Below are 23,637 nucleotides of genomic sequence, written 5' to 3' on the forward strand. Positions count from 1 at the left end.
CAGGAGACCACAACATGACACCCAGCGCATTTCAGCCCAGGCGCCGATCCGTGATTTCGCTGGCGGCAGCAGCCCTCGCGGGTGGCCTGTTCCCAATGCTGTCACTGGCCGATTCCGACACGACCTACCCCACGCGACCGGTGACGATCGTCGTGCCCTTCGCCCCCGGTGGAGGGACGGACATCGTGGCCCGACTGCTGGCCACCGAACTGTCGCGGCGCTGGAACGTTGGCGTCATCGTGGAGAACAAGCCAGGCGCGGGCGGCCAGATCGGCAGCGCCTTCGTCGCCAAGGCGGCGCCCGACGGCTACACGCTGATGCTGGGCATCACGACCCTGATCCAGGCGCCCAGCCTCTACAAGAGCCTGCCCTACGACGTGTTCAAGGACTTCACGCCGCTGGCGCAGCTTGCAACCTCGGTGAACTTCTTCGCCGTGCCCGTTGCGTCGCCGGCCAACTCGCTCAAGGAGTACCTTGCACTGGTCCGGTCGCGCGGAGGCAAGGCGAGCTACGGCTCCAACGGCAACGCCGGCACCTCGCACCTGCACGGCGCGCTGCTCAACGCGACGCAGAAGCTGGACATGGTCCATGCGCCCTACAGCGGCTCGGGGCCGCTGCTGAATGCCTTGCTGGGGCAGCAGGTGGACGGCGCCTTCGTCGACGTGGCGCCGCTGCGTCCCCATGTCCAGGCCGGCAAGCTCAAGGTGCTCGCGGTCACCGGCCCGCGCCGATCGACGACCTTCCCCGACGTTCCGACGCTGGAGGAACTCGGCATCCCTGGTTTCGACCCGGTCGGCTGGTTTGCGTTGTTCGGGCCGGCGGGCATGCCTGCGGCCGTCCGCAGCAAGGTGTCGGCGGCCACCATGGACGTGCTGCGCGCGCCAGAGACCGTCAAGCGCATTGAAGAGTTGGGCCTCACGCCCTCACAACTGTCCCAGCAGGCCTTCGCAGACTCCATGCGCACGGACCTCGTGAAGTGGCAAAAGATGATCCAGGCGGGGAATGTCAGTGTCGAATGAAATCAACATCGCGAGTGCCCTGCACCGCGGCGCCACGGTGGCGGACCTGATCGTCTCGGCGATTGCCAGGTTTCCGGAACGGCCGGCCTTCGCCAACGACGAGGCCACGGTGAGCTACCGCGAACTGGGCCACATGATCAGCCGCATCGCCCAGCATTTCGACGACCTGGGCCTGCGGCCCGGCGACACCGTGGCCCAGCTGGGCGTCAATCGCTTCGAGGTCTTCGCCGTCATCGCGGCGATCTACCTGCGCGGCCTGCGTTCGGTCACGCTGCATGCGACGGGCAGCGAAGCCGACCACGAGTACGTGCTCAACGACAGCACGGCCGATGTCTTCATCGTCGACGAATACCACCGGGCACGGGCCGAGGCGCTGAAGCCGCGCTGCCCGCGCGTGCGTGCATGGCTGTCGATCGGCAAGGTGCCTGGCCACGTCGAGCTAGCGTCTGCGATCCGCGACTACACGCCGCAGCCCCTCGTGCCCACCGGCGACTCCGAGCAGGTGATCCGCCTGGCCTACACCGGTGGCACCACCGGGCGTCCCAAGGGCGTGATGCTGTCGAGCCGCGCGCTGGTCACCAATGCGCTGCTGGACCTGTCGACCAAGGACTGGCCAACGGATGTTCGCTATCTTTGCGTCGCGCCGATCTCCCATGGCGCCGGCTCACTGGTGATCCCGACATTGATGCAGGGCGGATGCGTGACCTTGTTGCGCGGCTTCAGCATCGACGGCGTCATCGCTGCGATCAACACGCATGGTTGCAACGTGACCTGGATGGTGCCGACGATGCTCTATGGCCTGCTCGATTCCGGCCGCACCGGTGAAGTCGACTGGTCGCGCTTCCACTCGCTGATCTACAGCGGCGCGCCGGCCTCGCCGACGCGCATCCGCCAGGCCCTTGCCACCTTCGGCCCGGTCCTGATCCAGAGCTATGGCCAGACCGAGGCGCCCAACGACATCCTGATCCTGGGCCGGCGCGAGCATGCGGAACTCGCCGATGCACAGCTCTCGAGCGCCGGGCGGCCCTATCCGCAGTTGCGCGTCTGCCTGCTGGACGAGCACGGCGTGGAGGTGCCCGACGGGCAGCGCGGCGAAGTGTGCGTGCGCGGTCCGCTCGTCATGTCCGGCTACTTCAACAGACCCGAGGAGACGGCCGCGGCATTGGCCGGCGACTGGCTGCACACCGGAGACGTGGCGTACAAGGATGCCGACGGCCTCTACTACATCGTCGACCGAAAAAAGGACCTGATCATCTCGGGCGGCTTCAACGTCTACCCGAAGGAGGTCGAGGATGCGATCTGCGTCAATCCGGCCGTGGCCGCAGCCGCCGTGATCGGCATCCCCGACGCCAAGTGGGGCGAGTTGGTGATGGCCTACGTGCAACTCAAGGAAGGCTGCGTGCTCTCCGAAGAGCAGATCACCGCCGAGGTGCGGCTCGCCAAGGGCGCGGTGGCCACGCCCAAGCGCGTGGAGCTCGTGTCGGCGCTGCCGCTCACGGCGCTGGGCAAGATCGACAAGAAGGCCCTGCGGGCGCGGCACTGGGCCAGCGACGCCCGTGCGGTCAACTGACGAAGAGACATCGCCATGCAAGACCTCGGTGCTTACATCTGCGGTGCCTTCGAGCACCCGACCCGCCACGCGCCCGACAAGTCGGCCGCGCAACTGCATGCCGAATGCGCTGCAGGCGCGCTGGCCGATGCCGGCCTGGGCTTCGACGATGTCGATGGCTATTTCTGCGCTGGCGACGTGCCGGGCGGCACCCCGCTCGTGATGGCCGACTACCTGAACCTGCGCCTGCGCTGGCTGGACGGGACGGAGCTCGGCGGCTGCTCCTACATCTCGCTGGTGTCCCACGCTGCCACGGCCATCGCGGCGGGCAAATGCTCGGTCGCATTGATCACCATGGCGGGGCGTCCACGCAGTACCGGCCAGTCGGTCGGCGTGAAGCCGAGGGCGCTGAGCCCGGACCGTCCTGAAGCGGCCTTCGACAGTGCGAGCCAATGGACCATCGCCCCCATCTATGGCATGGCCGCCCAGCGGCACATGCATGCCTACGGCACGACATCCGCGCAACTGGCCGCGGTGAAAGTGGCGGCATCGACCCACGCGCAGCACAATCCGCGCGCCCTGCTGCCGAAGAAGGTGACGGTGGAGGACGTGCTCGCATCGGGCGTGATCGCCGATCCGCTGCACAAGATGGATTGCTGCGTCATCACCGATGGCGGCGGCGCCCTGGTGGTCACCAGCAGGGCCGTGGCCCGCCGCCTGCATCGGCCTGCGGTCAAGGTGCTCGGTGCCGGCGAGACCATCCAGACCAATCATGGCGGCATGCTCGACCTGACCTCGACCGGCGCGCAGGTGTCGGGTCGCCTCGCGTTCGAAGCGGCCGGCCTGCGTCCGCAGGACATCCAGTACGCATCGATCTACGACAACTTCACGATCATGGTCATCCTGCAACTGGAAGACCTGGGCTTCTGCAAGAAGGGGCAGGGCGGTGCGTTCGTGGCCGACGGCAACCTGATCTCCGGCCAGGGCGCGCTACCGTGGAACACCGACGGCGGCGGGCTCTGCAACAACCATCCGCAGAATCGCGGCGGTGTGACCAAGGTCATCGAGGCGGTGCGGCAACTGCGTGGCGAGGCCCATCCGGAGGTGCAGGTGGCCGGTTGCAAATTTGCGCTGGCCTCGGGCCCGGGGCTCGTGCTCGGCGCGGGGCACGCTCATTCGACACTGATCCTTGGGAGGGAATGACATGCACACCCTGAACGACGATGCCTACGTCGCAGCCCATCCGGAAAACCTGCCGTTCTGGCAGGCCGCGGAAGAAGGTCGCCTGCTGGGCAAGGCCTGCACGGACTGCGGCAAGGTGCATTGGTACCCCCGCGTCATCTGTCCCTTCTGCCGCAGCGCCAACACCCATTGGGTTCCGCTGAGCGGACGCGGCACCGTGCATGCGTGCTCCACGCTGCGCCGCGCCAGTCCGCCCTACACCGTCGCGTACGTCCAGTTGGACGAAGGCCCGACCCTGCTGACCAACCTGGTCGACATGGCCGAGGCCGACATGCGCATCGGCGCGCCTGTCCAGGTCGTTTTCCGGCGCACCGAGGACGGCCGCACCGCTCCCAAATTCACTTCAGCCCAAAACCATGTCTGACCTCTTTCCAAACACCTCGGCGATCGTGACCGGGGGCGCCTCGGGCCTCGGCCTCGCGGCCGTCATCGAACTCGTGCGACGCCAGGTGCATGTCGTGGTGCTCGACCTCCCGACGTCCAAGGGCGCCGAGGTCTGCGCCGACCTGGGCCCGCTGGCGACCTTCGCGCCGGGCACCGTGACATCTGAAGCGGATGTCCAGCAGGCTATCGCCATGGCTGCTGCCACCGCACCGCTGCGCTGGCTGGTGCATTGCGCCGGTCGTGGCGCGCCGATCCGGCTGGTCGAGAAGGACGGCTCGCCGGGCTCGCTGGAAAAGTTCTCCGAGGTGACGCAGCTCAACGTCATCGGAACCTTCAACGTGCTGCGCCTTGCAGCCGCGCAGATGGCGCAAAACGCACTGCATGGCGACAGCGGGCAGCGCGGCGCCTGTGTGCTGACGGCATCGGTTGCCGCCTATGAAGGCCAGATCGGTCAGATCGCGTACAGCGCGGGCAAGGCCGCGATCGTCGGCATGACACTGGTGGCAGCCCGCGATCTCGCGAAGCGCGGCATCCGCGTCAACACGATTGCGCCGGGACTGTTTGATACGCCTGCGCTGGTTCGGCTGACGGACCAGGTCAAGGCGGCGCTGGCGGCGTCCATCCCCTTTCCGGCACGGCTGGGTCGGCCATCCGAATTCGGCCGGCTGGCGATTCACCTGCTGGAGAACGACATGATGAACGGCGAAACCGTGCGCCTCGATGGCGCCATCCGGATGCAGCCGCGATGAACGGCGCCAACACCCCACCGGCCCTGCCGCTGCGACTGGACGGCCGAACCGTCTTCGTGGCCGGAGGCGGCTCCGCCGGGCCCGGCTGGAGCATCGGTCGCGCATCGTCGGTGACCTATGCGCGCCAGGGCGCCCGCGTCTGCGTGGCCGATCGCGATGCCGACTCGGCACGCGAAACCGTGCGCCTGATCGAGGAGGAAGGCGGCGAGGCGATCGTGCTCGTCGGCGATGTCTCCGACGAGGCCGATGTGTCGCGGCTGGTGGGGGAAGCACGCGATGCCTTCGGCCCGATCGACGCACTGCACTACAACGTCGGCATCGGCAAGGTCGGCGGCCCCGCGCAGACCTCCGCGGCAGACCTGGCCCGCGTGCATGCGGTCAACGTCGGCGGACTGCTGCTGATGACCCAGGCCGTGCTGCCCGGGATGAAGGAGCGCGGCCGTGGCGCGATCGTCGCCATCTCGTCGATCGCTGCCCACCGCTACCTCGGCTACCCGCACCTGGCCTATGGCGTCACCAAGGCCGCCGTGGAGCAGTTCATTCGGCTGGTCGCGCTCGAGCATGCGCCCTTCGGCATCCGGGCCAACACGGTCGTGCCGGGGCTGATCGATACGCCGCGCATCGCCACCACCGTGGCGTCGCAGTTCAGTGCCGACGACCTCGACGAAGCCCGCCAGGCCCGCGCCCGGCAGGTGCCGACAGGGCGCATGGGCACGGCCTGGGAAGTCGCCTACGCCTGCGGCTTCCTGCTGTCCGATGCGGCGTCGTATGTGACGGGCACCGAGCTGCTGGTGGATGGCGGCATCACCGGGAAGTTCGTCTGACATGGCGCAGCGCGTCCTTGTCACCGGCGGCGCCTCCGGCATCGGGGCTGCGATTGCGGCCCAGTGTCGCCAGCGTGGTTGGACGGTGGTCGTGATCGACCAGTCCCCCAAGGCCGACATTCGCGCGGACCTCAGTGATCCGGCGGAGACCGAACGCGCGCTCGCGCAGGCGCTGGCGGGAGGGCCGATCACCCGGCTCGTCAACAACGTAGGCGTGGTGTGCCCGAACCCCATCGAGCAGCAGACGCTTGAGGAATTCCAGCAGGTGATCTCCGTCAACCTGCGTTGCGCCTTCCAGTGCGCCAAGGCCTTGCTGCCGGGGATGCGCGAGGCCGGCTTCGGGCGGATCGTCAACATCTCTTCGCGCGCTGCGCTGGGCAAGGAACTGCGTACCGCCTATGCCGCGAGCAAGGCTGGGCTGCTGGGGATGACGCGCGTCTGGGCGCTCGAACTGGGCGCGCACGGCATCACCGTCAATGCGGTTGCGCCGGGTCCGATTCGCACGGAGTTGTTCGATCGCGTCAACCCGGCCGCATCGCCCCGTACACAGGCCATCGTTTCGGCCATCCCGGTGAAGCGGCTCGGCGAGCCGGACGACGTGGCAGCGGCGGTCGATTTCTTCCTGGGTGAGGGGAGCGGATTTGTGACGGGGCAGAACCTCTATGTGTGCGGGGGGATGACGGTGGGGGTGTCGGGGGTGTAGTCGCTCCAAGCCACCGCTGGCGGCTGACCGTGCGCGAGTGGGAGCAGCAGCGCTGAGAGTTGCGCGGTCTGTATCGGAGTGCCGAAGGCTCAGGCCTTGGCCTTTGTTTTCTTTGCAGGCTTCAGCTTGTTCAACGCGATCGCCTCTTGCACCAGCGCCTTGAAAGCGGTCGCGTCCACTTCCTCGCCCTCCGCGATGTCGATCGCACGGCGGAGGTTGCCATCGAGGCTGGAGTTGAAGAGCTTGGCCGGATCCTTCAAATGCGCGCCCTTGGCGAAGGTGAGCTTGACCTTGTCCTTGTACGACTCGCCGGTGCAGATGATGCCGTCGTGCTCCCAGACCGGCGTGCCCATCCACTTCCACTCCTCGACGACGTCGGGGTCGGCATGCTTGATTAGCTTGCGCATGCGCGCAAGGGTCTCCCCGCGCCAGTCACCGAGTTCGGCGATGCGTTGAGAGATTAGTTCGGGCGCTGCGGCGCCTTGGCCCGTGGCCGATTTCTTTGTCGTCATGCGTGCATCCTTGAAGCCCACGCGTCATGCGTCTGGAAGACGGCGGCGGGTGGTGCTGTAAGACTACCTCCAAGCCCCCACGGCCGGGCCTTCGTCCGGCCCGCGCCCCCAGGGGAATCAAGTCGAGCCGGCAAAGCGACATCGACTTGAGGTCGGCGATGTTACGGCGGGCGTGTGCCGCCCGCACGTCAGGCCAGCGTGGCCTCGTCGCTCAATGCCTGGTCCACTACCGAACGCGTCAACGTCGGCGCAAACGACTCGATGAAGGCATAGACATACCCGCGCAGATAGCTCCCGCGCCGCACTGCAAGCTTGGTCAGGTTGATCCCGAACAGATGCCCCGCATCGATCGCCCGCAGTTGCGTATCCCGCTCCGCTTCGTACGCAATGTTGGCCACGATCCCGACCCCCATCCCCAGCCCCACATAAGTCTTGATCACATCCGCATCCATCGCGGCCAGCGCGATGTTCGGCGTGAGGCCGTGCTGCACGAACGCATCGTCGATCCGCGTCCGCCCCGTGAACCCGGTGTCATAGGTGATCAGCGGATGCTGCGCCAGCGCCTCCAGCGTCAGCGGCGCATCCAGCAGCGCATGCCCCGGCGGCACGATCACCGAATGGGTCCAGCGGTAGCAGGGCAGGGCGAGCAGTTGCGGATAGTCGGCCAGCGCCTCGGTGGCGATGCCCACGTCGACCTCGCCTTCCAGCAGCATCTGCACGATCTGCTTCGGCGAGCCCTGGTGCAGGTGCAGCCGCACGTTGGGGTAGTGCGCCCGGAACTCCTGCACCGCCACCGGCAACGCATAGCGCGCCTGCGAATGCGTGGCCGCGACCGAGAGCACACCGCTCTGCTGCGCGACGAACTCCTGCCCGGCATGGCGCAGGTTGCTGCTTTCCATCAGCACGCGTTCGATGATCGGCAGCACGTGGCCGCCGGGCTCGGTGAGGCCGGTCAATCGCTTGCCGGCGCGCACGAACAGCTCGATGCCGAGCTCGTCCTCGAGTTCGCGGATCTGGCGGCTGACGCCGGGTTGCGAGGTGTGCAATGTCTGCGCGGCCTCGGTCAGGTTGAAGCCGCTTCGCACGGCCTCTCGCACCGAGCGAAGTTGTTGGAAATTCATGATGGGGCCGATTCTGGCGGTCGCGCTTCATTTCTGGAACGAACGATTCGTTGATTCCAAATGAGGGAAGTATCTTTGGCAGGGAGATGACAAACCCTTGGGCGGGACGCTATGGAAGGCATTGAATTGCTCTATTCCCCTCGCGCGGCGTCTGCCACAGAATCAATCCCCCCTCATGCACAACAGGAGATTGATTCCATGGCCAATGAGAAGACCGAGGCAAAGTGTCCCTTCAGCCAGGCAGCCGGTGGTGGCACGTCAAACAGCGACTGGTGGCCTCGGCAGTTGCGGGTGGACTTGCTGCACCAGCACTCCGCCAAGTCGGACCCGATGGGCGAGGATTTCGACTATTCAAAGGAATTCGAGAGCCTGGACTACGCGGCGCTGAAGAAGGATCTCGCCGACGTGATGACCGACTCGCAGGACTGGTGGCCGGCGGACTTCGGCCACTACGGACCGCTCTTCGTACGCATGGCCTGGCACAGTGCCGGCACCTATCGCATCGGCGACGGACGTGGGGGCGGTGGACGCGGCCAGCAACGCTTTGCGCCGCTCAACAGCTGGCCCGACAACGTGAGCCTCGACAAGGCCCGGCGCCTGCTCTGGCCGGTCAAGCAGAAGTACGGCAAGAAGATCTCCTGGGCCGACCTGATGATCCTCGCGGGCAACGTCGGCCTGGAAACCATGGGCTTCAAGACCTTCGGTTTCGGCGGCGGCCGGCCCGACGTGTGGGAGCCGGACCAGGACGTGTACTGGGGCCAGGAGCAGAAGTGGCTCGGCGGTGATGTCCGCTATTCCCGGGGCTCACCGGGTGTCGACGAGGCCCATGGCGTGCTCGTGAAAGACGACGACAGCCAGGTGAAGCATTCGCGCGACCTGGAGAACCCGCTGGGCGCCGTGCAGATGGGCCTGATCTACGTCAACCCCGAAGGCCCGGACGGCAACCCCGATCCGATCGCCGCGGCCTACGACATCCGCGACACCTTCGGCCGCATGGCCATGGACGACGAGGAGACCGTGGCGCTCATCGCCGGCGGACATACCTTCGGCAAGACGCACGGCGCGGCGCCGGCATCGAATGTGGCGATGGAACCCGAGGCCGCCGGCATCGAGTCGCAGGGCTTCGGCTGGCACAACAGCTTCGGCAGCGGCAAGGGCGGCGACACCATCACCAGCGGCCTGGAAGTCACCTGGACCACCACGCCGACGAAGTGGAGCAACAATTTCTTCGAGAACCTGTTCGGCTTCGAATGGGAACTGTCGAAGAGCCCCGCCGGCGCGCAGCAATGGGTGGCCAAGGGCGGAGCCGGCGCCGGGACCATCCCCGATGCGCACGACAAGTCGAAGACCAAGGCCCCGACCATGCTGACCACCGACCTGTCGCTGCGCATGGACCCGGCCTACGAGAAGATCTCGCGCCGCTTCCTGGCCAATCCGGACCAGTTCGCCGATGCCTTCGCGCGTGCCTGGTTCAAGCTCACGCACCGCGACATGGGGCCGCGTGCGCGCTACCTCGGGCCGGAAGTGCCGAAGGAAGAGCTGATCTGGCAGGACCCGGTGCCCGCGGTGGACCATCCCTTGATCAATGGGCAGGACGTGGACGCCCTCAAGAAGAAGGTGCTGGCCTCGGGCCTCACGCCGGCGCAACTGGTGTCGACGGCATGGGCCTCGGCCTCCACCTTCCGTGGCTCCGACAAGCGCGGCGGCGCGAACGGTGCGCGCATCCGGCTGGCACCGCAGAAGGACTGGGCCGTGAACGAGCCTGCGCAGTTGGCGAAGGTGCTGCAGACGCTGGAAGGCATCCGCAGCGAATTCAACGGAGCCGGCGGCAAGAAGATCTCGCTGGCCGACCTGATCGTCCTGGCCGGTGATGCGGGTGTGGAACAGGCGGCGCGGGCTGCGGGTCGCGAGGTGCAGGTGCCGTTCACGGCGGGTCGCACCGATGCGTCGCAGGAACAGACCGACGTCGATTCCTTCGCGCCGCTGGAACCGGTGGCCGATGGCTTCCGCAACTACACGAGCGTGCGCTACGGCGTGCCGGCGGAAGTGTTCCTGGTCGACAAGGCGCAACTGCTGACGCTGACGGCGCCGGAGATGACGGTGCTGGTTGGCGGGCTGCGTGCGATCGGGGCGAACGTGGGCGGCTCCAAGCATGGGGTCCTCACGCAGAAGCCGGGCACGCTGACCAACGACTTCTTCGTCAACCTGCTCGACATGGCGACGGAGTGGAAGGCGGTGGCTGGCGGCAACGACGAGTTCGAAGGGCGCGACCGGAAGACGGGCGCGGCGCGGTGGACTGCCACGCGTGCGGACCTGGTGTTTGGTTCGAACTCGGTGCTGCGGGCTGTTGCGGAGGTCTATGCCGGGTCGGATGCCAAGGAGAAGTTCGTCGATGACTTCGTGGCGGCCTGGACCAAGGTGATGAACCTCGACAGGTTCGATATCAAGGGTTAGTCATCTACCCACCCTTCGGGCCGGCGCTTATGCGCTGGTCCCGAAGCCCGTATCGAAAGTGCCGCGCACGTCGAGGTGCTGCTTGATGAGCCCGACCTGCTCGTAGAAGTCGGCGGTGGCTTGCTGGTCCGCGATCACCTTGGCGTCGATCGCGATCCACTTCTGCTGGCGCCGCTCGAACTGCAGCTTGGCCGCCTCCGGCGGGATGCCGATGATGCGGGCCAGCGTGTTCGAGTAGGCATCGACGTTGCGGTACGACCAGACCTGCGCTTTCACGACGCGCTGCAGGAAGTCCTGCAGCACCGGGCGCTTGGACGCGATCGCCGCATCGGTCGCGGCCAGGTAGCTGAGGCCCGGCAACAGGCCGCGTCCGCTCACCAGCACGCGCGCATGCTGGCTGGTTTCGGCGAGTGCGGTGTAGGGCTCCCACGTCGCCCACGCATCGACAGAGCCTTGCGTGAGTGCCAGCTTGGCATCGGCCGGTGCGAGGAAGCGGATGTTCACCTCCTCCGGCTTCAGGCCGGCCGAGGTGATGGCCTTGAGCGTGATGTAGTGGCCGATGGAGCCGCGGTTGGTGGCGATGCTCTTGCCCTTGAGGTCTGCAGCGGTCTTGAGTGTGGAGTCGGGCCGTACCAGCACTGCCGTGCCGTAGGAGTCGGCGCGGTTGGCGCCGATCGCCTTCACGCGCGTGCCTGCGGCCAGCGCAAAGATCAGGGGCGCATCGCCGATGGGGCCGGAGTCGACGGCCTGGGCGTTGAGTGCCTCGGCCAGCGGCGCGGCAGCGGGGAATTCGGACCACTGGATGTCATAGCTCAAGCCTTCGAGGCCGCCGGCCGCCTCAAGCAGCGCGCGCAGGCCACCCTTCTGGTCGCCGGCCTTGAGCACCGGACGGGTTTGCGCATGCAGCGTCGGCAAGGCGATGAGCGTGGCGGCGGTGCCGGCGATGAAGTGGCGGCGCGAGGTGTTGCGAGGGGATGAAGTCATATGCAGAGGTCCTTGGTGGAAAAAGATCAGTGAACGAAGCCGCCCTTGACGAAGCGGACGGGCTCGGCGTCGATGCGTGCGATCAAGGCGCCGAGGCCATCGCTGGCGGGTGGTCGTGTCGCGGCTTGGGGTGCGAGATCGGTCCGGCAGACCAGGTCGTCTTCGGACCATGTGGCTTGGCCCGGCGCACCGCGTGCGCGCAGCCAGCCGTCGCGGTCGGCGAGCAATTGCAGGCCGGGGAGGGTGTCGGTGCCGGCGATCAAGGCGAAGGCGTCGCGGGCATCGGCGTTGTCGACTTCGCACTCGGGCGTCGGCGTTGAATGCAGGCGCGTGGCGGTGCGGACGACGATGGTCACGAGTCGCGGGTCTTCCAACGGCAGCGGAGTCGATGCGTCGGCCAACACCACGCGCACACGCTGGCCGCGCCATGTGGAAAGCGGTCTTGGCGCATGGCCATCGCAGCGCACCGTCATGCCTGGGAGTGCAATCGGTTGCGCCCAGGTACCGCTTGCACGCAGGCCCTGGCCCGCGGCGTTGGCCTTCATGAAATCGATCAATGCCCAAGCGTCGTCCGCTTCAAGGCTGTCGGCAAAGGCCGGCATCGTCGCTTGGCCGCGCCGGTCGTGCGTGCCGTGCAGGATGCGCCACAACACTTCGCCGTCGGCGCGCCGCCACAGCAGCGGGCCAGCGAGGTTGGGTGGCCATACGCTTTGCGCTGAAGCAAGCGGTCCACCGCGACCCTCCGCGCCGTGGCATGCCACGCAGTCCTGCGCATACAGCGCGCGGCCCTGCGCGATCGACGCCGCGCTGAAGCCGGTGGGCGAGCGGTGAAAGCTGGTCGGCTGCGCGGGCGCCAACAGCACGCTGGCGTCAGGCCAGGGCGCGATCAACATCAGCAGCGGCACGGTGGCGACGAGCCACCATCGACGCCGACGCCAGAACAACGCGAGCAGCAGCAGCACGAATGCAATGGCCAGCAGCGCGAGCGTCCATGCAAGCCGCCGTGCCTGCCCCAGGTCGATCAACAGGTTCTCGCCCGTCAGCCGCACGGCCCATGGCCATGCGGGCTGGCCTTCGCTCGTGCCCGTCATGCCGGCCCAAGACAGCAGGCGCAGCACAGCCAACTGCACGGCCTCCAGCAGCCGGATCAGCGGGTTGACCCAATCGGCGTTCGGGATGTTCATGGCTCAGTTCGAAGTCGTTGCACAAGCGCCGCACGAAGCGGCGCTGCACAGCGAGCCTTCGTCACCAGGTCGCGTCAAGCCCGAGGTGCCGCAGCGCTTCATGCCGCAGCTCCGCGAGCCGCGGATGTCCGCGATGCCGCGGATAGGGCAGGTCGACCACCAGTTCCGCCGTGATGCGCGCAGGCCGGTCGCTCAGGATGATCACGCGATTGGCCAGGAACAGCGCCTCTTCCACGTCGTGCGTCACCAGCAGCGCGGAGAAGCCCGCGCGTTGCCACAGGTTGACCAGTTCGCTCTGCATCGCGATGCGCGTGAGCGAATCGAGCTTGCCGAGCGGTTCGTCGAGCACTAGCAACTGCGGATCGTTCACCAACGCGCGGGCCAAGGCCACGCGCTGCGCCATGCCGCCCGACAACTGGTGCGGAAAGCTCTTCGCGAACTCGGTCAGGCCGACCAGCCTGAGCGCATCGTCGACGCGCGAACGTTGCGACTTCAGCAGCCCGCGCGCCTGCAGGCCGAGCGCCACGTTGTCCCACACGCTGCGCCATGGGAACAGCGTCGGGTCCTGGAACACGACGATGCGGGACGGGTCGGGCCGGGTGATCGGCGCGCCGTCCTGCGTGATGGTGCCGGCGGTGGCCGGCTCCAAGCCGGCGACGAGGCGCAGCAGCGTCGACTTGCCGCAGCCGCTCGGCCCCAGCAGCGCGACGAACTCGCCGGGCTTCACGTCGATGCTGATGTCGTCCAGCACCTGCAGCACGCCGCCGGTCTGCTGCTTGAACCAGTGGCTGACGTTCTGCACGCCGATGCGTGCGCCGGTCTCGAGGGATGTCTCGATCGGTGATGCAAGGGCTACCACTTGACCGTCCCCTTTTGCCACGACAACGCGCGGTCGCGCACGGTGAACAGCAGCGTGATCAGGCTGGAGCACAGGACCGCCATCACCAGCAGCGCGGCGTACATGTTGGCGTAGGCGGCCCAGCCCTGCGCCCATTGCAGGTACCAGCCGAGGCCGGCTTTCACGCCCATCATCTCGGCCGTGACCAGCACCGAGAACGATGCGCCCAACCCCATGAACAGCCCGACGAACACCTGCGGCAACGCGGCCGGGATGGCCACGCGCAGCACCAGGAACCATTCGCTCGCACCCAGCGTGCGCGCCACGTCGTAGTAGCTCTTGTTGACCGAGGCCACGCCCGACCAGGTCAGCACCGCGACCGGGAAGAAGGTGGCCAGCCCCACGAGGAACACCGCCGCTGCATAGCTCGAGGGCGCGAAGAAGAAGGCCAGCGGCAACAGCGCCGATGCAGGCACCGGCCCGAGGAAGCGCAGCAACGGATGCACCCAGTAGCCCGCGATGCGCGACCAGCCGATCCACACGCCCGTGCCGAAGCCGACCAGCGTGCCGAGCACAAAGCCGTGTGCCAGAAGCCGCAACGAATGCGCAGTCGAAAGGCCGAGCCGTTGCCAGTCTTCCACGGCCACGTCGACCAGGCTTTGCGGTGGTGCGAAGAAGGGTGGCGGCAGCAGGCCGAGCTTGGCGGTCGCGATTTCCCACAACGCCAGCAGCAGCGGTGCCACGACAAGCCATTGCCCCGCAGGCCGCAGCGTTCGCCCGACGCGACCCGCGCGTGCGCCGAGCACCGCAATGACAAGCACCAAGGCCGCGACGACGAGTGACGAGATGCCGAACTCACGCGTGAAATTCCAGTCGCTGAACCCGACTTCCTTGTTGGGCCATGCGAGCGTCAGCGCGCCGAGCGCAAGCCACGCCACCGATGCGATCACGCCGGTGCGCCAGGTGCCGGTGAATGGCACTTCATGCAGCGACGCCGGCACGGTGCTCGCAATAGTTGCCAGCTGGACGCGCGGAGGCGGTGCCGCGGCAGGCCGTGCCGCCGAGGCCGCCCTCTGCAACGGCACCCCCAGAACGTTGTCAGCCGTCGTCATGCGAGCACGTCCACCGACACATGGTTCGCCAACCGCACCGGATCGGTCGAACTCTTCAACACACCCACCGACTTGAAGTCCCGCGCATAGAACTCCACTTCATCGCGCAGGCTCTTGCCGGTCGGATGGTGCGCGTGCGTCAAGGTCCCGAGCAGCGCCTGCAAGTCCTCCACCGGCACCTTCGGCGAATACTTCGCGAACAGCTTCGCCGACTCGTTCGGGTTCTCCGCCACATAGTCCGACGCCTGCACGATCGAGCGCACCAGTGCGGCCACAGTCGGCTTGTCGTTGCGCACCAGTTCGCCGCGCGCGCCGACGATGCAGCAGACCTTGTCCTTGTATTCGCCCGAGAGATTCGAGGCCAGCTCCACGTAGCGGCCCTTGTTGCGCTTCTCGATGAGATAGAGCGTCGGATCGCCATCGGCGATGGCCTGGATCTCGCCCTTGTTGACCGCGATGTCGAGCAGGTCGGCCGGGTACTGCCGCCAGGTCACTTCGGTGTCGGCATCGATGCCGTTCTTCTTCAGCAGGATCGAGAAGAAGTTCTTGCCAGGACTGGCGATGTCCGACACGCCGATGGTCTTGCCCTTGAGCTTCTTGAGGTCGGTCACGCCGGCCTCCTTCACACCGACCATGCGCACGCAGCCGCCATGCGAGCTGCCGACGATCTTCACGTCGAAGCCCGACTCCAGGGGCTTCAGCCAGCGATGGATCATGCCCACGGCCGCATCGGCCTTGGCCGTGGCCAGCGACTCCAGCAACTGGTCGGTGGAGCCCGTGTAGTTGATCAACTCGACCTGCAAGCCGTTCTTCTCGAAGATGCCGCGCTCCTGCGCGACCACCACCGGCGAGAGGCAGAAGGCCGTCGCGTTCCATGCGAAGGTGAGCTTGCGCGGCTGCGACCATGCGCGCGAGGCGAGCAGGCCGCTCGATGCGAGGACGGCCGCCGCGCCGGCGCCGCGCGCCAGCACGCCGCGGCGTGAAAGAGGTGTGTTCATGGCGGTGCCCGCTTTGCTATTGAAGGAGTTCAGGCTCGGCTTCGACCAGGCCTTCATAGAGGCTCTCGAAGGCATGGCGCGCGCCGTCGGGCCCGCCGATCTGGCTGTGCGTGTGCTGCGCAACCGCTTCGGCGATCGGCCGCGGCGTGCCGGCCGCCTCTGACAACAGTTGCGTGTGGCAGGCGTTGTCGAGCGCGATGTACCACCAGGCCGCGGCTTCGACGGTGGGACCGGCGGTCAGGATGCCGTGGTTCTTGAGGATCGCGCCTTTGCCGTCGCCCAAGGCCTTCGCGATGCGCAGGCCCTCGCTCTCGTCGACCACCATACCGGTGAAGTCGTCGAACAGCGCCACGTCGCCGTGGAAGGCGCAGCTGTCCTGCGTGATCGTGTCGAGCTTGCGGCCCAGCGTCGACCAAGCCTTGCCGTAGGTCGAATGCGTGTGCGCGGCGGCGACGATCTTCGGGTTGTGCTCGTGGATCGCGGCATGGATCGCGAAGGCGGCCTTGTTGAGCGGCCTGTCGCCGATCACGGTCTCGCCTTTGGAATTGACGAGCAGCAGGTCGGACACCTTGATGCGCGAGAAGTGAATGCCGAGCGGGTTGACCCAGAAGTGGTCGGTCAGCTCGGGGTCGCGCGCGGTGATGTGGCCGGCGAGGCCTTGCGCGAAACCGAAGCGCGCGAACAGGCGGAAAGCGCCTGCGAGGCGCTCCTGCCGGTGGCGGCGTTCGGCCTCGACGCTGGTGCGTTCCTCGGGCGGGTCGAACCAGTATTTCTGCTGCGGGTTCGGGTTGAGTTGCAGGCGGGTCGATGCGCTGCGATTGATGGAGAGAACGGCGCTCATGGGAGATCCTTGTCTTGCTCCTTCCCCCGCTGGGGGAAGGTTGGGATGGGGGCATGGGGCGGTGGATGCGATGGCTGCGTTAGATGTGCCGCGTGCCCCCACCCCGACCCTCCCCCAGTGGGGGAGGGAGGAAGAAAGAAAAGAGTCGTATCAGGCGGCCTTGCGTTGTGACGCGATGCGCTGCGCTACCAACTCACGCGTACGCGGAATCAGCACACGCCCATAGTCGATCGCATCCTCCAGCGGATCGAACCCCCGGATCAGGAAGGTCGTCACCCCCAGGTCGTAGTAGTCCAGCAGCGCATCGGCCACCTGCTCCGGCGTGCCGACCAGCGCAGTGCTGTTCGAACGGCCACCGATCTCCTGCGCGACCGCAGTCCACAGTCGCTTGTCGACACGCGGACCCTTCTCCGCCGCCGCCAGCAGCCGCTTCGCACCTTCGCTCTGCTGCGGCCCGCCGCGACCGAAGCCCTGCACCACACGCAACCGCTTCGTCTCTTGGAGGATGCGGTCCGCACGTTCCCATGCCAGCTCTTCGGTCTCCGCCAGGATCGGCCGGAACGACACCGAGAAGCGCACCTGCCGCCCATGCTTTGCTGCCTCGGCCCGCACGCGCGTGGTCAGCTCGCGCGCCTGGTCGAGCGACTCGCCCCACAGCGCATACACATCCGCATGCTTCCCGGCCACCGGAATCGCCGCCTCCGACGCACCGCCGAAGTACACCGGCACATGCGGCTTGCCGTTCAGCGTCTGCACCGGCTTCACTTCGGAAAAGGCACCGGCGTAGTGGTAATGCGCACCTTCGTGGTCGAAGGGCTTGTCGCTGGTCCACACCTTGCGCAGCACGTCGAGGTATTCGTCGGTGCGGGCATAGCGCTGGTCATGGTTCAGCCAGTCGCCGTCGCGGCGCTGCTCGTCATCGGAGCCGCCCGAGATGTAGTGCACACCCAGCCGGCCACCGCTGAACTGGTCCAGCGATGCGAACTGGCGCGCTGCCAATGTCGGCGCCACGAAGCCGGGCCGATGCGCCAGCATGAAATGGATGCGCTCGGTCACCGATGCGGCAAAGGCCACGGTGAGCGTCGCATCCGGACCGGTCGAATGATGGGGCACGAGCACGCGGTCGAAGCCGGCCTGCTCGTGCGCTTGCGCGAAGGCGCGCACGTAGTCGCGGTCGATCGCGGGGCCCTTGGCGGCATGGATCTCCGAGACCTTCTGGCCCTGGATCATGCCGATGAATTCGACGTCGTTGTGTTGTTGGCTCATGTGATTTCCTTGGATGAAAGAAGAGGGTGGTCAGGCCCCGTGCGCGCGAAGAATCGTTTCGAAGCTGCGGTCCCACAGCGGCCGCACGTTGGCGGGGCCGTCGAGCACGCCGAGCTTCTGGAAGGTGTCGGCCACGTCCTGGTGGCTGCGGATCACGCTGTCGTCGACTGCTGCCAGGCTGTAGTCGCCGCTGCGGCCGTTGAAGAGCTCGACGATGTCGCCGACCGGCACGCGCGTCTCGGCCGACTGCGCGCGCGCATAGGCCAGGTAGTTGCTGTTGATCCATGCGAAGGAACGCTGCAGCCGTTGCAGCAGGTCCGCAATCGCGGCACGTCGTGGCGCATCGTCAAGCGTGCGCGGGTTGGCATAGATCGGGAAATTGCCGGAGAGATAGCCCACGCCCGTCTTGATGGTGCGTGCGCCGTACTGCGTGCGCGCTAGCTGGCCGTTGTAGCCGTAGATTGCCCAGGCATCCAGGTCACCGCGCGCGAAGGCCGAGAGGCCATCGGCCGGCGTCAGGCTCACCGGCGTCATGTCGTTGAAGGAGAGTCCCACCTCGGCCAGTTGCTTGGCCAGGTAGTAGTGCGAGGTGGTGGCGCGCACGTAGCCGATGCGCTTGCCCTTGAAGTCGGCAATGGACTTGATCGGCGCATCCTTGCGTGCCAGCGTGGCCTGGTTGTTGAGGTCTTCATGCGTCACCGCGACGAAGCGCACATGCGCCTTCTGCCGCGCCGCGAACACGGCCGGAATTTCGCTGCCGGAGCCGAGGTCGAGCGCATCTCCGTTGATGGCCTCGATGTGCAGCACGCCGTTGTTGAGTTCGCGCCAGTCGATCTTGTAGGGCGTGTCGGCCTGGCCTGATGCGGTGAGCAACGGGCGCCACAGGCCCTTGTAGGTACCGACGCGCAAGGTCACGCCGCTGAGGTCTTGCCGTTGCGATGGCGCGGCCTGCGCTGCGGTCGCGCCGAGGCCCGCTGCACCGAAGGCCGCTGCGGCCTGCAGCCACTCGCGGCGATTGAAGGAGGAACTGTTCATGCGCTCTGCCGGACGTTGAGGAGGGTGAACCGTACCGGCCGCCACGCCGGAAGCGAACGCAGAAAAACGAGTTTGGATATGCGGGATCGGTCGTTCGCCTGCGCGCCATGCACGCTTACCGTCGCTGCATGAGTGCCTTACCCCTGCGCCGCACGGCGCCCGATCTCCGCTTGCCCGCCATGCCGGATGCAGCGCTGCTTGAAAAGCTCACGCAGCAGTTCGCCAGCACCGCCGAGGACCTCGACCGCGGTGGCGCGTTTCCGCATGCCAACTTCGAGTTGCTGCAGTCGCATGGCCTGGTCGGCCTTGTCGCACCGCGTGAATTCGGCGGTGGCGGCGCGACGCTGCAAGACGCACGCAGTGTGATCGCCGCCATCGCACGGGGCGAACCGGCCACCGCGTTGATCCTCACGATGACTTACCTGCAGCACCATGCGCTGGGCCGCAGCGACAACCGCTGGCCCATTGCGCTGCGCGAGCGCGTGGCACGTGATGCGGTGGCGCACGGCGCACTCATCAATGCGCTGCGCGTGGAACCGCTGCTCGGCTCACCCGCACGTGGTGGCCTGCCTGCAACTGTCGCGCGGCGCGAGGGCGATACCTGGCGCATCGACGGCCACAAGCTCTACACCACCGGCATCGAAGGGCTGGGCTGGCTTGCCGTGTGGGGCCGCACCGACGAGCCGGAGCCGCGTGTCGGCACCTTCCTGGTGCCGCGCCATTCCCAAGGCGTACGCGTCGTCGCAAGTTGGGACCACCTGGGCCTTCGTGCGTCGGGCAGCCATGAAGTCATCTTCGAGGACGTCGCGATCCCGCTCGCCCATGCGGTCGACCTGCGCAAGCCCGCCGAATGGGCACCCGATGCCGGCAGCCAGACCGACATCGACGCGCATGCGACGCAGCAAGCCTGGATGGTCGTGCTGCTCGGCAGCCTCTACGACGCCGTGGCGCGGGCCGCCCGCGACTGGCTCGTCGGCTTCCTCAACCAACGCGCGCCCAGCGGCCTCGGCGCGCCACTTGCGAGCCTGCCGCGCATGCAGGAGCATGTCGGCGAGATCGACGCGCTGTTGCACGTCAACCGCGTGCTGCTCGACGAGACCGCCACTGCCGTCGACAGCGGCAGCGCGCCCTCGGCCATCGACAGCGGGCTGCTCAAGTACACGGTGACGAACAACGCGATCCGCGCGGTCGAACTCGCGCTGCAACTCAGCGGCAACCACGGGCTCACGCGGCACAACCCGCTGGAGCGCCACCTGCGCGACGTGCTGTGCGGCCGCATCCATACGCCGCAGAACGATGCGGTGCTGGTCGCCGCCGGAAAGCGCACCTTGCAAAAAGCAAGCTCATGACAGCACACCACACCAAGCTCTCCCGCCGTACCTTGCTTCAAGCTGCTGCAGCCATTGGCACCGCAAGCCTCGTCTCGCGGCCCGCCTTCGCACAGGCGCAAACCTCGCTCGTCCTCGGCGACCAGGCCGGCGGCCTGCGCGCCCTGTTCGAAGCTTCGCGCACGCTCGAAGGCGTGCCCTTTGCCTGGCGCTGGGCCAACTTCCAGGGCGCGGCGCCACTGTTCGAGGCGCACCGCAGCGGCGCGGTCGACACAGCCATGGCCGGCGACCTGCCGGTGCTGGCCGCTGCGGTCGGCAAGACCCCGCTGAAGATCGTCGCCACACGCGTGGGCAAGCCGGAGTCGCTCGGCATCGTGGTGCAGGGCGACTCGAAGATCCGCACCGTGGCCGACCTGCGCGGCCAGACCGTCATCGTCTCGTCGGCGCGCGGCAGCATCTCGCAATACCAGCTCTACGGCGCGCTCGAAGAAGCGGGCGTGAAGCGCGAGGAGCTGACCATCAAATTCGTGCTGCCGACTGATGCGGCGGCCGCCTTCGCCTCGAAGCAGATCGAGGCCTGGGCCATCTTCGATCCGTACTACACGATCGCGACGCAGCAGGGCGGACGCATCCTGCGCGATGGCCGCGGGATCAACACGGCGCTCGGCTTCATCACCGCCAGCGAAGCCGCGCTCGCCGACCCGGCCAAGCGCACGGCCATCGTGCAGTTCCTCGACCGCCTCGCGCGCGCCGGCGACTGGGCCATTGCCAACCCCGAGGCCTATGCGCAGGCCTACACCCAACTCACGCGCCTGCCGATCGAGTCGTCCCGCATCATCACCGCGCGCTCCACCGTGGCCGGCCGGCCGGTAAGCGAGGCCGACATCGTTGCCCTGCAAAATGTGGCCGACCGATCGGCGCGCGATGGCATCCTGCCCGTGCGCGTGGACGTGCGGGCGATCACGGATGCGGAACTGTGGCGGCGGCCTGCGTGAGCGCCGCGCCGGGCCGGCCCCAGCAAGCTCGCATCCCCTCAGGGGAAGCGAGGACACGAAAACTGCTGAGCGTGGGGGCTCAAGGACGCCGCACCGGCCCGCCTGAAGCTGCGCAACGCAGCGCGCAATAACAGAGTACTCCGATGACCTTCGCATCCATCACCCCGCTGCGCGAGTTCGTCACCGCCTTCGGCCGCCTGCTCGACAACCGCCCCGACGAAGGCCGTGTGCTGCGCGACGGCGGCGCCATGCTGCGCTGGCTGGTCGCCCGCGACGACTGGCTCCCTGACGCCTTCGCGCAGCCCGACCCGCTGCGCTATCAGCAATATTTGCTGCATGCCGACTCCACCGAGCGGTTCTCGGTCGTCAGCTTCGTCTGGGGCCCCGGCCAGGCCACGCCGGTGCACGACCACACCGTCTGGGGCCTGATCGGCATGCTGCGCGGCGCGGAGTTCAGCCGGGGCTACACGGCGCATGCCGGCCTGCTGTATCCGCAGGCGGAGGAGGTGCGCCTCGACGAGGGCGAGGTCGAGGCCGTGTCGCCCGCCATCGGCGACGTGCACCGCGTGCGCAACGCCTTCGACGATCGCGTGTCGATCAGCATCCACGTCTACGGCGCCAACATCGGCGCGGTACGGCGCCATACCTATCCCGAAGAGGGTGGCCGCAAGCCTTTCGTCTCCGGCTATTCCAACACCGTGTTGCCCAACCTCTGGGACCGTTCCGCCGAACTCCCTAGCCACGTCTGACCGACCACACATGACCGACTCTGCACTCCTTGTCGACAGGCCCGTTCCGACACGCGCCGCGCCGCATCTGCAAGCCATCTCCGCCGCCGCCGTCCGCGCCCGTTTGCTGGCGCGCGAAGAAACCGCCTTCATCGACCTGCGCGAGGAAGACCCCTTCGCCCAATCGCATCCGCTGTGGGCGGCCAACCTGCCGCTCTCGCGCATCGAGCTCGACGCGTGGCGCCGCATCCCGCGGCGCGACACGCTCATCGTGCTCTACGGTGAACACGATGGCGAAGACCTGGTGCCGCGCGCCGCGACCACGCTGGCCGCCATCGGCTACACGAACCTGCGCCGCCTCGAAGGCGACCTGGCCGGCTGGCGCGATGCAGGCGGCGAGCTGTTCCGCGACGTCAACGTACCGAGCAAGTCCTTCGGCGAACTGGTCGAGCACGAGCGCCACACGCCCTCGCTGTCCGCGCAGGAGGTGAAGGCGCTGATCGATGCCAAGGCCGACGTCGTGGTGCTCGACGCGCGCCGCTTCGACGAATACCAGACCATGAGCATCCCTACGGCCACCAGCGTGCCCGGCGCCGAGCTGGTGCTGCGGGCGCGCGAGCTCGCGCCGAACCCTTCAACGCAGGTCATCGTCAATTGCGCCGGCCGCACGCGCAGCATCATCGGCACGCAGTCCCTGGTGAATGCGGGCATCCCGAACCCGGTCGCGGCGCTGCGCAACGGCACCATCGGCTGGAAGCTGGCCGGGCAGGTGCTGGACCATGGCGCTTCACGCCGCGCACCCGGCGTGGTCAACGAAATCCGTCTGGCACGAGCGCAAGCCGATGCGCGCCGTGTGGCCGAACGCGCCGGCGTGCGCTGGATCCAGCTCCACGCCTTGCCCACGCTGAGCGAACCCGGCCGCACGCTGTACCGCTTCGATGTGCGCACGCCCGAGGAATTCGAGGCCGGCCGCGTAGCTGGCTTTGCCAGCGCCCCCGGTGGCCAGCTCGTGCAAGAGACTGATCACCACGCACCCGTGCGCGGCGCCCGCATCGTGCTCATCGACGACGACGGCGTGCGTGCGCCGATGACCGCCTCGTGGCTCGCGCAGATGGGTTGGAGCGTCCATGTCGTCGACCACGACAACGCAGGCCGCGACTTCACCGAGAAGGGCCAGCCCGCCGCCGTTCTCCCGCCCACGCCGCCGCACCAGACCATCAGCGTGGCCGAACTGGCCGACAGCCTGCAACGCACCACCGTCATCGACCTCACGATCGGCGCCAACTACGCGAAGCGCCACATCGAAGGCGCCTGGTTCGCGATCCGCGCGCAACTCGCGCAGGCGCTCGACCGCATCCCGCCTGCCTCGCGCTACGTCCTGACTTGCGGTAGCAGCCTGCTCGCGCGTTACGCCGCTTCAGACCTGCGCGCCGCCCTGGACGCCCGCGGCCAGCCCGATGCCGACGTGCGCGTGCTGGAGGGTGGTAACGCCGCATGGTTCGCCGCCGGCCAGCCCACCGAATCGGACGACACCCGCCTGGCCACGCCGCGCACCGACCGCTACCGCCGCCCCTACGAAGGCACCGATGCGCCTGCCGAGGCGATGCAGGCCTACCTCGACTGGGAGTTCGGCCTGGTCGCGCAACTGGGGCGCGACGGGACGCACCACTTCAAGGTGATCTGACGAAGGTGTGAATCTTTCTTCTGCGGCCACCGATCCCGGGTCTGCGGTGTTGGCCCCGGCATGACAAGCGCTTCGCGCAAATGTCAG

The 23,637-nt window shown here is 67.5% G+C and carries 22 protein-coding genes; 12 read left to right on the forward strand and 10 right to left on the reverse strand.

What is annotated here, in order from left to right:
- Positions 1 to 14: 14 nt before the first annotated feature.
- From WKW82_RS03105 to WKW82_RS03135, 7 genes are read left to right on the forward strand one after another with little or no spacing between them, the layout of a single operon-like run.
- On the forward strand, positions 15 to 1,019 hold the full coding sequence (locus WKW82_RS03105) for a Bug family tripartite tricarboxylate transporter substrate binding protein (RefSeq protein ID WP_340340772.1): 1,005 nt from the start codon (positions 15 to 17) through the stop codon (positions 1,017 to 1,019).
- Complete coding sequence (locus WKW82_RS03110) at positions 1,009 to 2,589, forward strand: AMP-binding protein (protein ID WP_340340773.1); 1,581 nt, start codon at positions 1,009 to 1,011, stop codon at positions 2,587 to 2,589. The genes WKW82_RS03105 and WKW82_RS03110 overlap by 11 nt, the downstream gene beginning before the upstream one ends.
- A 15-nt stretch (positions 2,590 to 2,604) precedes the next feature.
- Positions 2,605 to 3,771: a thiolase domain-containing protein gene (locus tag WKW82_RS03115; protein ID WP_340340774.1), complete on the forward strand. Its 1,167-nt coding sequence runs from the start codon at positions 2,605 to 2,607 to the stop codon at positions 3,769 to 3,771.
- Between the two features lies 1 nt (position 3,772).
- Positions 3,773 to 4,174 carry a Zn-ribbon domain-containing OB-fold protein gene (locus WKW82_RS03120; RefSeq protein WP_340340775.1) on the forward strand — a complete coding sequence of 134 codons (402 nt, stop codon included), beginning with the start codon at positions 3,773 to 3,775 and terminating at the stop codon, positions 4,172 to 4,174.
- A complete protein-coding gene (locus tag WKW82_RS03125; protein ID WP_340340776.1) occupies positions 4,167 to 4,943 on the forward strand; it encodes an SDR family NAD(P)-dependent oxidoreductase in 777 nt (258 codons plus the stop codon). The genes WKW82_RS03120 and WKW82_RS03125 overlap by 8 nt, the downstream gene beginning before the upstream one ends.
- Positions 4,940 to 5,767, forward strand: a complete 828-nt coding sequence (locus tag WKW82_RS03130; protein WP_340340777.1) for an SDR family NAD(P)-dependent oxidoreductase — start codon at positions 4,940 to 4,942, stop codon at positions 5,765 to 5,767. The genes WKW82_RS03125 and WKW82_RS03130 overlap by 4 nt, the downstream gene beginning before the upstream one ends.
- A 1-nt stretch (position 5,768) precedes the next feature.
- Positions 5,769 to 6,470: an SDR family oxidoreductase gene (locus WKW82_RS03135; RefSeq protein ID WP_422823395.1), complete on the forward strand. Its 702-nt coding sequence runs from the start codon at positions 5,769 to 5,771 to the stop codon at positions 6,468 to 6,470.
- An 89-nt stretch (positions 6,471 to 6,559) separates the two neighbouring features.
- On the opposite strand, the gene WKW82_RS03140 is transcribed toward WKW82_RS03135, so the two are convergent.
- Positions 6,560 to 6,982 (reverse strand): DUF1801 domain-containing protein, encoded by a 423-nt coding sequence (locus WKW82_RS03140; RefSeq protein ID WP_340340779.1) that lies wholly within the window; start codon positions 6,980 to 6,982, stop codon positions 6,560 to 6,562.
- A gap of 188 nt (positions 6,983 to 7,170) precedes the next feature.
- Positions 7,171 to 8,103, reverse strand: a complete 933-nt coding sequence (locus WKW82_RS03145) for a CysB family HTH-type transcriptional regulator (protein WP_340340780.1) — start codon at positions 8,101 to 8,103, stop codon at positions 7,171 to 7,173.
- A 198-nt stretch (positions 8,104 to 8,301) separates the two neighbouring features.
- Between WKW82_RS03145 and katG the strand changes: the two genes are divergently transcribed.
- A complete protein-coding gene (gene katG, locus WKW82_RS03150; protein ID WP_340340781.1) occupies positions 8,302 to 10,557 on the forward strand; it encodes a catalase/peroxidase HPI in 2,256 nt (751 codons plus the stop codon).
- Between the two features lie 27 nt (positions 10,558 to 10,584).
- Here katG and WKW82_RS03155 read toward each other — a convergent pair whose 3' ends face one another.
- From WKW82_RS03155 to WKW82_RS03190, 8 genes are all read right to left on the reverse strand, one after another.
- Positions 10,585 to 11,541, reverse strand: coding sequence for an ABC transporter substrate-binding protein (locus WKW82_RS03155; protein WP_340340782.1), 957 nt, complete (start codon positions 11,539 to 11,541; stop codon positions 10,585 to 10,587).
- A gap of 26 nt (positions 11,542 to 11,567) precedes the next feature.
- Positions 11,568 to 12,725, reverse strand: a complete 1,158-nt coding sequence (locus WKW82_RS03160; protein WP_340340783.1) for a c-type cytochrome — start codon at positions 12,723 to 12,725, stop codon at positions 11,568 to 11,570.
- Positions 12,726 to 12,786: 61 nt separating this feature from the next.
- The gene (locus tag WKW82_RS03165) at positions 12,787 to 13,584 is read right to left on the reverse strand and encodes an ABC transporter ATP-binding protein (protein WP_340340784.1); all 798 of its coding nucleotides are present in this window, start codon (positions 13,582 to 13,584) and stop codon (positions 12,787 to 12,789) included.
- On the reverse strand, positions 13,578 to 14,675 hold the full coding sequence (locus WKW82_RS03170; protein WP_340340785.1) for an ABC transporter permease: 1,098 nt from the start codon (positions 14,673 to 14,675) through the stop codon (positions 13,578 to 13,580). Before WKW82_RS03170 ends, WKW82_RS03165 begins: the two co-directional genes overlap by 7 nt.
- The gene (locus WKW82_RS03175; RefSeq protein WP_340340786.1) at positions 14,672 to 15,673 is read right to left on the reverse strand and encodes an ABC transporter substrate-binding protein; all 1,002 of its coding nucleotides are present in this window, start codon (positions 15,671 to 15,673) and stop codon (positions 14,672 to 14,674) included. The genes WKW82_RS03170 and WKW82_RS03175 overlap by 4 nt, the downstream gene beginning before the upstream one ends.
- A 16-nt stretch (positions 15,674 to 15,689) precedes the next feature.
- Positions 15,690 to 16,514 carry a class II aldolase/adducin family protein gene (locus WKW82_RS03180; protein WP_340340787.1) on the reverse strand — a complete coding sequence of 275 codons (825 nt, stop codon included), beginning with the start codon at positions 16,512 to 16,514 and terminating at the stop codon, positions 15,690 to 15,692.
- Positions 16,515 to 16,664: 150 nt separating this feature from the next.
- Entirely contained in the window at positions 16,665 to 17,780 is a 1,116-nt protein-coding gene (locus WKW82_RS03185; RefSeq protein ID WP_340340788.1) for an LLM class flavin-dependent oxidoreductase, read from the reverse strand.
- A gap of 30 nt (positions 17,781 to 17,810) precedes the next feature.
- Positions 17,811 to 18,815: an ABC transporter substrate-binding protein gene (locus WKW82_RS03190; RefSeq protein ID WP_340340789.1), complete on the reverse strand. Its 1,005-nt coding sequence runs from the start codon at positions 18,813 to 18,815 to the stop codon at positions 17,811 to 17,813.
- A 128-nt stretch (positions 18,816 to 18,943) separates the two neighbouring features.
- On the opposite strand from WKW82_RS03190, the gene WKW82_RS03195 reads away from it, so the two are divergent.
- From WKW82_RS03195 to WKW82_RS03210, 4 genes are all read left to right on the forward strand, one after another.
- Positions 18,944 to 20,164 (forward strand): acyl-CoA dehydrogenase family protein, encoded by a 1,221-nt coding sequence (locus WKW82_RS03195; RefSeq protein WP_340340790.1) that lies wholly within the window; start codon positions 18,944 to 18,946, stop codon positions 20,162 to 20,164.
- Positions 20,161 to 21,138: an ABC transporter substrate-binding protein gene (locus tag WKW82_RS03200; RefSeq protein ID WP_340340791.1), complete on the forward strand. Its 978-nt coding sequence runs from the start codon at positions 20,161 to 20,163 to the stop codon at positions 21,136 to 21,138. Before WKW82_RS03195 ends, WKW82_RS03200 begins: the two co-directional genes overlap by 4 nt.
- Positions 21,139 to 21,281: 143 nt before the next feature.
- Positions 21,282 to 21,887: a cysteine dioxygenase family protein gene (locus tag WKW82_RS03205; RefSeq protein ID WP_340340792.1), complete on the forward strand. Its 606-nt coding sequence runs from the start codon at positions 21,282 to 21,284 to the stop codon at positions 21,885 to 21,887.
- 10 nt (positions 21,888 to 21,897) lie between these two features.
- A complete protein-coding gene (locus WKW82_RS03210) occupies positions 21,898 to 23,550 on the forward strand; it encodes a rhodanese homology domain-containing protein (RefSeq protein ID WP_340340793.1) in 1,653 nt (550 codons plus the stop codon).
- Positions 23,551 to 23,637 lie beyond the last annotated feature (87 nt).

Source organism: Variovorax rhizosphaerae, assembly GCF_037889975.1.
Lineage (GTDB): Bacteria > Pseudomonadota > Gammaproteobacteria > Burkholderiales > Burkholderiaceae_C > Variovorax > Variovorax rhizosphaerae.